The sequence below is a fragment of the Terrimonas sp. genome (assembly GCF_003075435.1).
Lineage (GTDB): Bacteria > Bacteroidota > Bacteroidia > Chitinophagales > Chitinophagaceae > Agriterribacter.
In genome coordinates, this window is sequence record NZ_QCZJ01000032.1 from 13,214 (window position 1) to 26,414 (window position 13,201).

General features: G+C 39.2%; 11 protein-coding genes. 7 read left to right on the forward strand and 4 right to left on the reverse strand.

The window, feature by feature from the left end; genetic code table 11:
* Nucleotides 1-7: 7 nt before the first annotated feature.
* Nucleotides 8-1,078, forward strand: coding sequence for a toll/interleukin-1 receptor domain-containing protein (locus DC498_RS22615; RefSeq protein ID WP_116876429.1), 1,071 nt, complete (start codon nucleotides 8-10; stop codon nucleotides 1,076-1,078).
* Nucleotide 1,079: 1 nt separating this feature from the next.
* On the opposite strand, the gene DC498_RS22620 is transcribed toward DC498_RS22615, so the two are convergent.
* The 4 genes from DC498_RS22620 to DC498_RS22635 all read right to left on the reverse strand — a co-directional run bounded on the left by DC498_RS22620 (nucleotide 1,080) and on the right by DC498_RS22635 (nucleotide 5,851).
* On the reverse strand, nucleotides 1,080-1,472 hold the full coding sequence (locus DC498_RS22620) for a transmembrane 220 family protein (protein WP_116876430.1): 393 nt from the start codon (nucleotides 1,470-1,472) through the stop codon (nucleotides 1,080-1,082).
* A 250-nt stretch (nucleotides 1,473-1,722) separates the two neighbouring features.
* The gene (gene rseP / locus DC498_RS22625; protein ID WP_116876431.1) at nucleotides 1,723-3,099 is read right to left on the reverse strand and encodes an RIP metalloprotease RseP; all 1,377 of its coding nucleotides are present in this window, start codon (nucleotides 3,097-3,099) and stop codon (nucleotides 1,723-1,725) included.
* A 92-nt stretch (nucleotides 3,100-3,191) separates the two neighbouring features.
* Nucleotides 3,192-4,346, reverse strand: coding sequence for a 1-deoxy-D-xylulose-5-phosphate reductoisomerase (locus DC498_RS22630; RefSeq protein ID WP_116876432.1), 1,155 nt, complete (start codon nucleotides 4,344-4,346; stop codon nucleotides 3,192-3,194).
* A 5-nt stretch (nucleotides 4,347-4,351) separates the two neighbouring features.
* Complete coding sequence (locus tag DC498_RS22635; RefSeq protein ID WP_116876433.1) at nucleotides 4,352-5,851, reverse strand: GH3 auxin-responsive promoter family protein; 1,500 nt, start codon at nucleotides 5,849-5,851, stop codon at nucleotides 4,352-4,354.
* A gap of 141 nt (nucleotides 5,852-5,992) precedes the next feature.
* Here DC498_RS22635 and rplU point away from each other — a divergent pair, with 141 nt between their 5' ends.
* The 6 genes from rplU (at nucleotide 5,993) to DC498_RS22660 (ending at nucleotide 13,114) form a co-directional block, all read left to right on the forward strand.
* Complete coding sequence (rplU, locus tag DC498_RS22640; protein ID WP_116876434.1) at nucleotides 5,993-6,295, forward strand: 50S ribosomal protein L21; 303 nt, start codon at nucleotides 5,993-5,995, stop codon at nucleotides 6,293-6,295.
* A gap of 41 nt (nucleotides 6,296-6,336) precedes the next feature.
* Nucleotides 6,337-6,603 carry a 50S ribosomal protein L27 gene (gene rpmA / locus DC498_RS22645; protein WP_116876435.1) on the forward strand — a complete coding sequence of 89 codons (267 nt, stop codon included), beginning with the start codon at nucleotides 6,337-6,339 and terminating at the stop codon, nucleotides 6,601-6,603.
* Between the two features lie 81 nt (nucleotides 6,604-6,684).
* Nucleotides 6,685-6,813 (forward strand): hypothetical protein, encoded by a 129-nt coding sequence (locus DC498_RS26670; RefSeq protein ID WP_255415860.1) that lies wholly within the window; start codon nucleotides 6,685-6,687, stop codon nucleotides 6,811-6,813.
* A gap of 234 nt (nucleotides 6,814-7,047) precedes the next feature.
* Nucleotides 7,048-8,721: a DNA polymerase/3'-5' exonuclease PolX gene (locus DC498_RS22650; RefSeq protein WP_116876436.1), complete on the forward strand. Its 1,674-nt coding sequence runs from the start codon at nucleotides 7,048-7,050 to the stop codon at nucleotides 8,719-8,721.
* Between the two features lie 81 nt (nucleotides 8,722-8,802).
* Nucleotides 8,803-12,354: a histidine kinase gene (locus DC498_RS22655; RefSeq protein ID WP_133176952.1), complete on the forward strand. Its 3,552-nt coding sequence runs from the start codon at nucleotides 8,803-8,805 to the stop codon at nucleotides 12,352-12,354.
* Between the two features lie 10 nt (nucleotides 12,355-12,364).
* A complete protein-coding gene (locus DC498_RS22660) occupies nucleotides 12,365-13,114 on the forward strand; it encodes a LytR/AlgR family response regulator transcription factor (protein ID WP_116876459.1) in 750 nt (249 codons plus the stop codon).
* Nucleotides 13,115-13,201: the final 87 nt, after the last annotated feature.

The window sequence follows — 13,201 nt, forward strand, 5'->3', positions numbered from 1 at the left end:
GGCACAAATGGCAGAAGCGCAGGAAAAGCCGATAGATATTTTTATTTCGTTTAAAAGTGCTGATGTAGAGTTAGCAAAAACGCTGTATGCTTACCTGCGCTCAAAAGGACTATCTGTTTTTCTGTCATCGGAAACTTTACCACAGTTAGGCAGCAGCGATTATCGAAAGGCTATTGATAAAGCTTTGGATGAATGCAGGCATATGATTGTAGTAAGCAGTAAGGTTGAATACCTCAATTCATCATGGGTTGAAGCAGAATGGGGATTTTATATAGGAGAAAAAAGAGCCGGAAGAAAGAAGGGAAACATTCTTACTGTTGTAACGGATGATATTGAAATCAAAGACCTGCCTGCAAGCCTTAGGTATTACCAGGTTATTTTCTACAATAAAGAAAATTTCGATCAGATTGCCGCTTATACCGGTAAAGATTATGAAGACCCTCAGTATAAGCCTAAGCCTGTTAGCTTTTTCAAATCAAAAAAAATATTGCCGGTTGTTTTAATATTGATTGCAGGAGCGGCCATATGGTATTATATCAATGAAAAGAATAAACCTTTTGATATTACTGTTTTTGCGGAGAAAGAAAAAGCACTACAATTAAACGCTGACTACCCGGCCTTTGAAAACGGACTGTTGAATTTATATATTGGTAACAAGGAAGATAACAGAACTATTTTAGCCAACCAGCCTGTTACGTTTCAACAAGTGCCGGCATCTTTTTTAAATCAAAAAGCCGCCGTAAAAATGAATTCTCCTTATTGGAAACTTACTGCAGATTCTATTATTATCAGCAAGTTGCCAGTTCATTTATCGCTGATACCTAATGGAACATTGGCAACTATTTATGGGAATATTAAAGACGTACAGGGCCAACCTGTTGCAGATTGCTTAATAAGCGTTGATACAGACACAGTCATCAACGCCAGTGCAGCAGGACTGTTTAAAATAATATTACCTTACCACATGCAAAAGAGCCAGTACAAGATAGTTGTAGGCAAAGAAAATTACCAATCCCAGCGACTGGATTATTTTCCCGGATCAGGAAACATAGATATCATTATGAAAAAAACGAAGTGAGCTACTTTGCTATTTCCCTGCTTATCATCTTCCTTTTAGCATAGAAATAATCAATCAGCAGTACAGCAATCAAAATAGCCAATCCAAAAAACTCTCTTGTATCTTCTATCCAGGGAGTAGAAGCCTTCATGGTTCCGGCAATATTTTCTGCATTATGCTCCGTAGCCCAATCCCAAACACCATCTTTTTCAACAAACAGGTAAACAGCATATACTGCGTACAATGCTATTCCCAATAAGTATAGCCTGGGATAATAACGACCTTTTGCAGCAAACCAGCAGAGTATTGCACCGTACATGTAAATAGGAATCCATACATAAGGATCAGGATCGTTGTATTGCAATGCAGCAGAAAAAACGAAAAGCAGGCAAAAGATGATATTGAAGATTCTCATGATTGCAATTTATGTAAAGTTATGGTCGCATTTTATTTTTTCGCTGAACAAAAAAGTAAAGGATGCCACACCAAGACGCGGATAAAACTGATTTTCACAGAATATGATCCTTTAAATTCCATGCAACCCATATACTCAGTGTTCTATTCCGGATACCGAACTAAAAAAGAGAGAAGAGAAACGCAAGATCGTTAAAGCTTTAACTCACTACTCACGTTTCTATACCAATATCATCTGATTGACCTAACGCTTACCTGGTTCTGCCCCAACCGAACCAATCATTAAAATTGGCGTAAATAAGCAGGCTGAATAAAATAACCATACCTACAATTTGCGCATACTCTAAAAATTTATCGCTGGGCTTTCTGCCGGAGATCATTTCAACCAAAGTAAACAATACATGTCCTCCATCTAATGCAGGTATTGGCAGCAGGTTCATAAATGCCAACGCTAATGAAAAGAAGGCCGTGATATTCCAGAATCCTTCCCAATCCCAACCTGTATTAGGGAAAACAGAGCCCATTGCTTTAAATCCTCCCACACCTTTATATGCACCGGTTTTAGGAGATAAGATTAATTTAAACTGATCAATATAGTATTTCAGTTTTTTGCCGGCAAATTTTACACCTGCAGGAAATGACTCAAAAAATCCGTAATTAATTACGTTCAGTTTCAGTACTCCCAGGCTATCAAGATCAGTGATGGAGCCTGCCAAAACAAAACCAAGTTGCCCGTTATCATTTACCGGCGCCTGGAATCTAACAGTATCATTTCCTCTCAAAACACCCACTTCAATATTTTTTCCTTTATTATCGCCTAACATTGAGGAGAATTGATCAAAGAATTGTGCCGGGGTATTATTAACAGAAAGTATTTTATCACCTGGTTTTAATCCGGCTTTAAACGCATTACCTGTATCAGCCACAATTTTTGCTACAACAGGTATGCGCGGCTCAAGCAGGGTTATACGGCTCCTGCGCTTTTCAACCAATTGGCCTATAAGATCTACGGGCAATGTTATTGCTTCCATTTTCCCGTCTCTTTCAACTTTCACTGTTCCACCCAGTATTAATTGAGGAACAATATCAGTATAATCATCAATGGTTCTATCTCCAACAGCAAGTATCTTATCCCCGTTTTTGAATCCAAGCTCAAACATCAGACTATCAGAAAAAGCAAGCCCGTATTTCATAGAACTGACCGGCACTTTCTTTTCGCCCCATGTAAAAAGGATCATACTGTAGATTAGAAAAGCCAGCAACACATTCATGGTTACACCACCCACCATAATGATCAGCCTTTGCCATGCCGGTTTGCTTCTGAACTCCCAGGGTTTTGGTGGTTGTTTCATTTGTTCTTTGTCCATGCTTTCATCAACCATACCTGATATTTTTACATAGCCGCCCAATGGCAACCAGCCAATACCGTATACAGTTTCACCTATTTTCTTTTTAAACAAAGAAAACCAGGGATCGAAGAAAAGATAGAATTTTTCAACCCTGCATTTAAACCATTTTGCAGTAATATAATGCCCGAATTCGTGAACAATTACCAATATAGACAGTGCTAATAGTAATTGTACTGCCTGTAAGCCCACCTGTGCCCAATTGATTGCTAATAATGTCATATTAATTTAAATAGACCTGCTGTTACAGGTCGAGGTTGTAAATAAAAGTAAAAATCGATGATTAATTGTGTTAAATAGTATAAATATGCGTTTTAGAGGTTGATTAGTGAAGCCGCAAAATTACGGGCCTCCGCATCGCTCTCAAAATATTCTTCGAGCGTGGGTTGAGCAATGTGTTTGATCTTGTCCATAGCTCTTTCTACCAGTTCAGTCATATCAAGAAAACCGATACGGTTTCTTAAAAATCCATATACTGCAATTTCATTGGCGGCATTCATTATGCAGGGCATATTACCTCCTCTTTTCAATGCTTCTACGGCAAGCGCCAGGTTGCGGAATGTTTTTATATCCGGCTGTTCAAAATGCAATGAAGCAGCCCTTGAAAGATCATACCGCGGAAACTTATTGGGTATACGCTGCGGAAAAGCCAATGCATACTGTATAGGCAGCTTCATATCCGGCAATCCCATCTGCGCTTTAATGCTTCCATCCTCAAACTGCACCATAGAGTGAATAATGCTTTGTGGATGAACAACCACCTGTATCTGGTCAGGATTAAGATTAAACAGCCATTTTGCCTCAATCATTTCCAGTCCCTTGTTCATTAATGTTGCGGAATCAACAGAAATTTTAGCTCCCATATTCCAATTAGGGTGCTGCAATGCATGTTCCTTTTTTACATTCACCAAAAAATTAGGCTTCTTTCCTAAAAACGGACCGCCGGAAGCGGTGAGAATAACTTTTTCAATCTTATTTCTTGTTTCACCAACAAGGCATTGAAAAATAGCCGAATGCTCGGAATCAACAGGTATGATAGGCACACGCTTTTCAACGGCTTTCTGCATTACAATATCACCTGCAACCACCAGGGTTTCTTTATTGGCTAATGCAATTACCTTACCTGCTTCAACAGCCTTTAATGTAGATTTCAGTCCGGCAAAACCCACAATTGCCGCCAGCATCATATCATAAGTATCAAAGGTTGCTACTTCTTCCAATGCTTTTTCGCCGGCAAAAACTTTTACATCAGTTCCGGCCAAAGCCTCTTTTACCACGGGATATTTTGCTTCATTTACTATTACAACAGCATTGGGATTAAATTTTTTTGCCTGTTGTATCAGCAGGTTTTCATTGGAATATGCCGTAAGAATTTCCACTTCAAACCTATCCGGATTTTCAGCAATTACTTCCAGTGCCTGTGTACCGATTGAACCGGTTGAGCCAAATATGCCTATTCGTTTTTTCATTCCTTTTATACCTCCTGAACGTATTTTGAAAGCTCATCCGCAATTTTCCTGTCGTTACTCAGCCTGGGCACTTTATTTTGTCCGCCAAGCTTTCCAACGCTTTTCATATAATCTATAAACCCGTTTTTTCTAACAGGTCTTATTTTTAATGTTTGAAGAATATTGCCTGCAATTAAATCATCGTAGTAAATATTCTTTTGCCGGAGATTAAGATCAACCTCTGCCGTAAATTCATCCAGGTTTGCCGGGCGGTCTTCAAATTCTACGAACCACTCGTGGTAGCTTCTGCCCCTGCCCTGCTCTACCATTGGCGCTACAGTAAATTCAGTAATTTTTACGCCGCCTTTTTCCGCAGCCTTCATCAGGCTATATTCCACTTCTTCGCCAATTACATGCTCACCAAAAGCTGAAATATAATGCTTAATGCGACCGGTTACTATAATCCTGTACGGATCTAATGATACAAATTTTATAGTATCTCCAATATTATACCCCCACAAGCCGGCATTGCTGTTAATTATAAGCGCATAATTTTCTCCAACCTTTACATCTTTTAAAGTTAAACGTTTTGGATCAGGTTTGCCGATTTCCTGTACAGGCATAAATTCGAAAAAAATTCCAAAATCGGTATTCAGTAATAGGCCCTCGTGCTTTTGAGAATCCTGGAAAGCAAAAAAGCCTTCGGATGCCGGGTATGTTTCAATGGTATCAATCTTTTGACCAATGCTCTCAAACAATTTTGCTTTATAAGGGTCAAAATTTACACCACCCTGCACCAATACGCTGAAATTAGGGAATAACTCCTTTATTTTTTTGCCACTTCGTTGCTCCAGCCGGTCAAAATACATTTGCACCCATGGCGGAATACCGCTGATCACTGTCATGTTCTGATCAATGGTTTCATCCACTATTTTTTCCAGCTTGGTTTCCCAGTCTTCAATACAATTGGTTTCGTAACTGGGCAACTGGTTGGTGCGCAGGTACCTTGGTATCAGGTGATTGGAAATACCGCTTAATCTCCCGGTTGGTATCCCTCCTACCCTTTCCAGTTCGGGGCTGCCACTCAAAAAAATCATTTTTCCATCAGCGCAGGAGTAATTGCCGGTTTCTGTCATATAACAGAAAAAGGCATTCCTCGCCGTATCAAAATGGTTATCTACCGAATCTTTGGTAATAGGTATATACTTGGTTCCGCTGGTGGTGCCGGAGGTTTTGGCAAAATATATCGGAACACCCTTCCACAATATATTATGTTTGCCCTGCTTGATCAGCTCTATATAAGGCTTAAAAGCCTCATAATCCCGCAGCGGCACAGCCTGGCTGAACTCGGCATACGTATTAATATTATTGAACCCATGGTCCTTTCCGAATTGGGTTTTTCGCCCGGTTTTCAGCAGTTCCTTCAGAATACGCTCCTGGTCTTCCAGGGCCGTATGCATGGATTTTTTAATCTGTTTGTATATATAACCGGCAAATGGCTTTGCCAGAAGAGATTTGATCTTCATTTATTTATGCAAGAATAGTTGAGGTTGCAAAGATAGCTTTACACAGGTAAAGAGGCACGTTAAAGCTTGTAAGTTTTTTTCTGCTATTTATTTGACATAAACAAAATTAACCCTACCTTTGCACTCCTTAAAATTTGACTCATGTTCGCAGTAGTTAAAATCGCCGGTCAGCAATTTAAAGTTCAGCAGGGACAAAACCTGTACGTTCCGCACCTTTCAGGTAAAGCGGGAGATACTGTAGAGTTCAGTGATGTATTGCTGGCTAACAGCGGAGACGCTATTTCCGTAGGCGCTGATGTAAAAGTTAAAGTAAAAGCTGAAATCGTAAAAGAAGTTCAGGGTGATAAAGTGATCGCTTTTAAAATGAAAAGAAGAAAAGGTTTCCGCAAGAAACATGGTCACCGTACTTTATATACTCAAATCAAAGTAACTGATATTGCATAAGTTTTTGCTTACAGCATTATTGAATTTTAAATCTTTTAAACATGGCACATAAAAAAGGTGAAGGTAGTGTAAAGAATGGCCGCGATTCGCAAAGCAAACGTCTTGGCGTTAAAATCTTTGGTGGTCAGCCAGCAGTAGCCGGAAACATTATTGTTCGTCAGCGTGGTACTTCTTACCATCCTGGTAAGAATGTTGGTGTTGGAAGAGACTATACTTTGTTCGCATTAAGTGATGGTGTTGTTGAATTCAGAAAAGGAAAGAACGCCAAAACTTTTGTATCTGTAACAGCAGTAGAGGCTTCCATATAAAAAAAAATTTTGTAGTTAGAAAAATGTTTTTAATTTTATTGCGTTAATCCATTTATTATCTAACCATTAAATTCTAAAAACATGGCAACTGCAAAGAAAGCTGCAAAAAAAGCTGCTCCTAAAAAAGCTGCAAAAAAAGCTGCTCCTAAGAAAGCTGCAAAAAAAGCTGCTCCTAAAAAAGCTGCTAAGAAAGCTGCTAAGAAAAAATAAGCTAACGCTGATTTTTAATAGAGCAAAAAATATAAAGTCCCTTTCAGGGACTTTTTTTTGCTCTGCCCTGAAGGGCAGGGCAATTCAACTTTATCCGGAATTCCTGATGACTAACTCATTTTACTTTTCCTTAATATAGCCCCGGGTATGAATTGCCTTATTCTTCAGAGCGGGCATAGTTTTCTGCCACAATAATATTCAGCCTATCTTAGCAACTGAACTTCATTATTTATTATGGACAATTACCAGGTTGCCGAGTTTTTTTCCCTGCTGTCAAAACTGATGGATATCCACGGTGAAAACAGCTTTAAATCAAAATCGTATTCAATAGCCGCTTTTAATATTGATAAACTGCCCACGCCGCTGCAATCTTTGCCGCCGGAACAAATATTTTCTATAAAAGGAATTGGTGACGCCACCGGCAAAAAAATTCTGGAAATTATTAATACCGGCAAACTGCTGGCGCTTGAAGATTATATACAAAAAACACCGCCCGGTGTTATAGAAATGCTGAATATAAAAGGGCTGGGACCCAAAAAGATAGCCGTGGTTTGGAAAGAAATGGGCATAGAGTCTATCGGGGAATTATTATATGCCTGTAACGAAAACAGGTTGTTGCTATATAAAGGCTTTGGCGAAAAAACACAGCAGAACGTAAAAAGCTATATTGAATTTTACCTGCGCAGCAAGGGCAGCTATCTTTTTGCGGAAATAGAGCCTTATGCGCTCACGCTTCAGCAGCAACTTCAAAAACATTTTTCAAAAAACCGCTTTGAGCTCACCGGAGCTTTCCGCAGGCAAACGCCAACCATTGATGTTTTGGAATGGGTTACTGATGCCGATCTTGCTGTATTAGAAAAATATTTAACCGAACATTCATTTACGCTTGCAGAAAAAAATACTACGGATATTATTTTCAAATCGCCTGAAAATACAAGTCTTCGTTTTTATGCAGCCCGGCAGGATAATTTTGGCAGCATTTTGTTTCATACCACATCTTCAGCAGCATTCTTAAATGAATGGGAGAAAAAATTCCCTGCAGTTGCCACATTTACAGAAGAAGACCAGCTATTTAAAGCTGCATCCGTACCATATATACTACCCTGCCTGCGCGAAAAAGAAACAATTATCGCTAAAGCGATTGGCAATCAACTGCCTGAACTTATTCAGCCAAACGACATAAAGGGAATCATTCATAGCCACAGCAACTGGAGCGATGGAGTGAATACCATTGAAGAAATGGCTAAAGCCTGTATAGACCAGGGGTTGGAATACCTGGTGATCAGCGATCATAGTAAATCAGCGTTTTATGCCAACGGACTAAAGGAAGACAGAATAAAAGAACAACACCGGTATATTGATGAGCTCAATGAAAAATTAAAACCGTTTAAAATATTCAAAAGCATTGAAGCTGATATTCTTAATGATGGCAATCTTGATTACAGCGACGATATATTATCTACATTCGATTTAGTGATTGCTTCTGTTCACTCCAACCTCAAAATGCCTGAAGAGAAAGCAATGATGCGGCTTAGTGCCGCTATCCGGAATCCTTACACTACAATTTTAGGGCATTTAACAGGAAGGCTGCTATTAAGCCGGGAGGGCTATCCGGTGGATCATGAAAAGATTATTGAATTATGCGTGGAGAATGATGTAGTAATAGAATTAAATGCGCATCCCCGCCGCCTTGATATGGACTGGATATGGATTGACCATGCAGTTGAAAAAGGAGCGCTTATTTCCATTGACCCGGACGCACATGATATAGCCGGGTTTATTGATACCCGCTATGGTGTGCTGGCGGCACAAAAAGCAGGACTAACAAAGCAGAACAACCTGAGCAGCTTTGAGTTAACAGCGTTTGAACAGTTTCTCAGTAAAAGAAAGCAAAAAAAAGGTTTATAACTGGTTAGTCAAATACTCAATTTTTAGAACAATTACTCAACCATCGTAAAGTAAGGATCACACTTTTAATAAATTGCATCATTGCTTAAAAAAATCCATATCGCACAATACTTCTTTGCGATTGTGTTCAGCGGGATAATGCATTCTGCCGCTGCACAATTGAGTGACTATCATTTGCAGATATTTGACCATACTTCAGGAATACTTCCAGGCGGTATTTCGCAGTTGGTAAAAGACAAAAAAGGTCTTTTGTGGATTTTATACGCCAATAAAGTGCAATGCTTTGACGGACAGCTGATCCAAACTTATGACCCTACCAACGCGCTTCAAACTTTTTATTGCGATAAAAATAACAGGATATGGGTATGCGCTGACAGCGGCCCTTTTCTTTTTTCAGAGAAGAAAAATACGTTTGAAAAAATCCATGTTAAAACAAATAACCAGGATCTGTTATCCGGGTATATAATGGAATTTCCGGGTGGTGAAATTGTATTACTGACCAATAACGGATGCTTCTCCTACAATCAATCGCTAAATCAGTTTGAGCAGATCAAAGATCATCCTTTTTTATTGCGGAGGTTCACCCCCAATGCCAGCGAGATGTATCAGAACCTGCTGTTTGTTCATAATGACAAATATTTATTCAGGTACAATATTCAAACAAAAGAAGTTGACAGCCTGCCTGCTATTGAAACATACGGTATTTATCCTATTTCCAGGGATAGCCTCCTGATCAATACAAGAGGGGATGTTGTGCGCTGGTATGATTTCAATACCCAAAAAATAACTACAGCTTACTTTGACCAAAAGGCAAAAACCTCTTTTAATTTAAGAAATACAGTATCTATCGCACCTTCCCGGTTTTTATTAGCGTCCTCGGTGGGACTTATTGAATATGACGCTTCAAGCAAGGTTTTTCTAAAAAGAAACTTTTTTCTTGATGGCATGCGGGTGGCAACAAATGAATATGCCACCTATATTTATTATGATACAACAGAAGGGAATGCATGGATGGCAACTAACGAAGGCGTTGCAAAATTCGCTGTGCGTGATGAGCCAATCGGCTTTGTGAAGATTAAGCAAATGGATGATGAAATTTCTGCAGGTATTGATGATATAAGAAGAATTATTGAAGATAAGGACGGCAATATCTGGACAGCAACCGGGTATGGCTTTGCACGTTTTGGTAAAACAAGTGGCAACTGGAAGGTATTTTCTCCCACCGGAGATGGCAAAAAAACACTGAATCACGAATCCATAAGAGGTTTGCAATATGATGGCAAATACCTGATACTTGGTCCAACCAGTACCGGAGTATGGTTGTTTGATCCGACAACAGAAACCTATACACATCCCCGCTATACAACCGATGCTGTAAAACAAAGAGCAGAAAAAGACTTTATCAGCGACATTATAAAAATGAACAACGGAGATTTTTTAATCTCGGCCCGCAGTGCATTTTATATACTAAAAGCAAAAACATACGAAATACATTCGGTTATACCGATTGATTATGTTCCGGAGTTTAAAACTGTTACTGCTAATGGCTCGGATGGTATAACCTGGATAGGCTCCGCTACCGGCTTATACTATATGGATTCTACATTTAAAAAATTGAATACAGTAAATTTTCCAGCCGGTTTTTTACCTGTTAGTAGTGGACTGCTATTACGCGATAACCGTTTTATGTTTTCGTGCAACGGAGGTTTATTTACGGCTAAACATGATGAGCACACCGGAACAGTATCAATAACAAAAATGACCGATGTTTTTGATGGAATGCCATTGGCAATAACCTATCTTGACAACAATGGCGTTATCTGGGGAGCATCAGACAAAGGTATTGTACGCTTTAACCCTGTTAAGTCTACATTCCGCAAATATGACTATTCAGACAATATACAGGGCTACACTTTTAATGGCAGCGCATGGTATAAGGACAGTGATGGCAGAATTTATTTCGGCGGAACCAATGGGCTCAATTACTGGCATCCTGAAAGTTTTTCCGTAACGCCGGAGCCCTATGATATTTATGTTAGAAAAATAAGGATAGGCAATAAAGCATATTCGCCTATTTCATTTGACAGTATAGCACCGGTCAAATATGATGAACAATCTATTGATGTTGAATTTGGTGCAGCTTATTTTAATAACCCGGAAAAGGTAAAATACCGTTACAAACTTGAAGGTGTTGATAAAGAATGGAAAGATGCAGGAGCAGGTAACCTGATCAGGTTTACTTCATTGTCGCCAGGTCATTATACATTCAAAATACAGGGCAGCTTAAACCAGGTAGACTGGAAAGACGCCAAAGCAAAAATTTCTTTTGAAATACTACCTCCGTTTTGGTTAACATGGTGGTTTCTTTCTTTATGCGGTGTATCAATTATCGGCATTGTGCTGCTGATCATGCGCAATCATCGCATAAAAATCCGGGAAAAACAGGAGGAACTGGAGGCAGAACAATCCATTAATCATTTTTCCTCAAGCATTCATGCCGGACAGTCTGTAGATGATATTTTGTGGGATGTTGCAAGAAATTGTATCAGCCAGCTATCCTTTGAAGATTGTGTTATTTACCTGGTAGATGAAGACAGGCAGGTATTGGTACAAAAAGCTGCATTCGGACCTAAGAGCCCAAAAAATTATGTAATAACCAACCCTATTGAAATCCCTATAGGCAAAGGCATTACAGGCAATGTAGCCTTAACAGGCAAACCAGAAATTGTAAATGATACCTCTATTGATCCAAGATATATAGTGGATGATGCGATGCGCTATTCCGAAATAGCTATTCCTATCAAAGCCGGGGAACAGGTATTGGGAGTTATTGACTGTGAGCATTCGAAAAAAAGGTTTTTTACACAGCGGCATTTATTTATTCTTACAACAATAGCCTCTCTTTGTGCAAGCAAAATAGTAAGATCAAGAATTGAAGGACAAAAGCAGGAAGCAGAACGCGTTTTGCGTGATACCCAGCAAAAAATGGCAGAAATTGAAATGCAGGCCCTGCGTGCGCAAATGAACCCGCATTTTATTTTTAATTGTCTTAATTCTATCAACAGGTATATCGTAAAGAGTGACCAGGCCACAGCTTCATTATATCTTACCCGTTTTGCCAAGCTGATAAGACTGATACTGGATAATTCAAACAATAAATCCGTTTCGCTGGCCAGTGAATTAGAAGCTCTTCGGCTTTATATAGAAATGGAAAGCATCAGGTTTGAAAAGCAGTTTACGTATTCCATTTCCGTTGATAAAGATGTTCAACAGGATCATATATATGTACCGCCACTGATCATTCAGCCTTTTGTTGAAAATGCTATCTGGCATGGTTTATTGCATAAGGAGACCGCCGGTCATCTTTACATTACTTTCAGCAGGAAAATTCAGAACATTCTGCAATGTACTATTGAAGACGATGGTGTAGGCCGCGAAAAAGCAAAGGAGCTTAAAAGCAAATCAACCTCAACCAAAAGATCGCTGGGAATGAAATTAACAGAAGACAGGCTTTCTTTGTTAAACAGGCAAACATTACTGGATGCCACAGTGGAAGTGCTTGACCTGAAAGACAGATCGGGTGAAGCTACCGGTACCAAGGTAATATTAAAAATTCCCGTTGATGCCTATTAAAAATGATATTATGATTACGTGTATAATAATTGATGATGAAAAGAACGCTCTTGAAATGATGGAGTGGTTATTGAAAACGTATTGCCCGCAGGTTAAAATACTTGACATGTGCAATTCCGCGGAAGCAGGAATTGAAGCCATCAACAAATACCATCCTGAAGTGGTTTTTCTTGATATTGAAATGCCAAAGATGAATGGCTTTGATATGCTGGAGCAGTTAGACAAAATTGCATTCGATATTGTTTTCTGTACGGCATATGATCAGTTTGCCATAAAAGCTTTCCATTACAGTGCATTGAACTACCTGTTAAAACCTGTTGACCCGGATGATCTGCAGGCTACCGTTAAACGTATTGAAGAAAAAAAGAGCATCCCCACCAAGGAACAGTTTCAGCTTTTATTGCAAAATATACAACAGCCTCAAAAACAAACACCGCCACGCATTGCGCTTTCTTCAGGCGATGGTTTGATTTTTATTGCCACAAGAGATATTATATACTGCGAAGCAGAAAGTAATTATACTTCGGTTGTGCTGGCAGATGGCAAAAAGATCATTGTTTCAAAAGTGCTTAAAGAAATTGATGAAGCGCTCAGCGGCCCTGATTTTTTCAGGGTGCATAGCTCTTTTCTCATTAACCTTAATCACATCAAAAAATTTGTAAGAAGCGATGGTGGATATATCATTATGGACAATGATGCATCTATCAGTATATCAAGAAGCAAGCGCCAGGAGTTTATGGAGATGTTCTCTAAATTCTGAGCATTGTGCTTTAATAAACATTAAGGCATTAAGGGCATTAAGCTTTTTTATCGCAAAGCTCGCTGTGGAGCGACACTTTTTCCCTTG

Excerpts from the sequence above, each read along its gene's own strand:
- DC498_RS22615 (WP_116876429.1), top strand. The coding sequence starts at position 8 with ATGGCAGAAGCGCAGGAAAAGCCGATAGATATTTTTATTTCGTTTAAA.
- DC498_RS22620 (WP_116876430.1), bottom strand. The coding sequence starts at position 1,472 with ATGAGAATCTTCAATATCATCTTTTGCCTGCTTTTCGTTTTTTCTGCT.
- rseP (WP_116876431.1), bottom strand. The coding sequence starts at position 3,099 with ATGACATTATTAGCAATCAATTGGGCACAGGTGGGCTTACAGGCAGTA.
- DC498_RS22630 (WP_116876432.1), bottom strand. The coding sequence starts at position 4,346 with ATGAAAAAACGAATAGGCATATTTGGCTCAACCGGTTCAATCGGTACA.
- DC498_RS22635 (WP_116876433.1), bottom strand. The coding sequence starts at position 5,851 with ATGAAGATCAAATCTCTTCTGGCAAAGCCATTTGCCGGTTATATATAC.
- rplU (WP_116876434.1), top strand. The coding sequence starts at position 5,993 with ATGTTCGCAGTAGTTAAAATCGCCGGTCAGCAATTTAAAGTTCAGCAG.
- rpmA (WP_116876435.1), top strand. The coding sequence starts at position 6,337 with ATGGCACATAAAAAAGGTGAAGGTAGTGTAAAGAATGGCCGCGATTCG.
- DC498_RS26670 (WP_255415860.1), top strand. The coding sequence starts at position 6,685 with ATGGCAACTGCAAAGAAAGCTGCAAAAAAAGCTGCTCCTAAAAAAGCT.
- DC498_RS22650 (WP_116876436.1), top strand. The coding sequence starts at position 7,048 with ATGGACAATTACCAGGTTGCCGAGTTTTTTTCCCTGCTGTCAAAACTG.
- DC498_RS22660 (WP_116876459.1), top strand. The coding sequence starts at position 12,365 with ATGATTACGTGTATAATAATTGATGATGAAAAGAACGCTCTTGAAATG.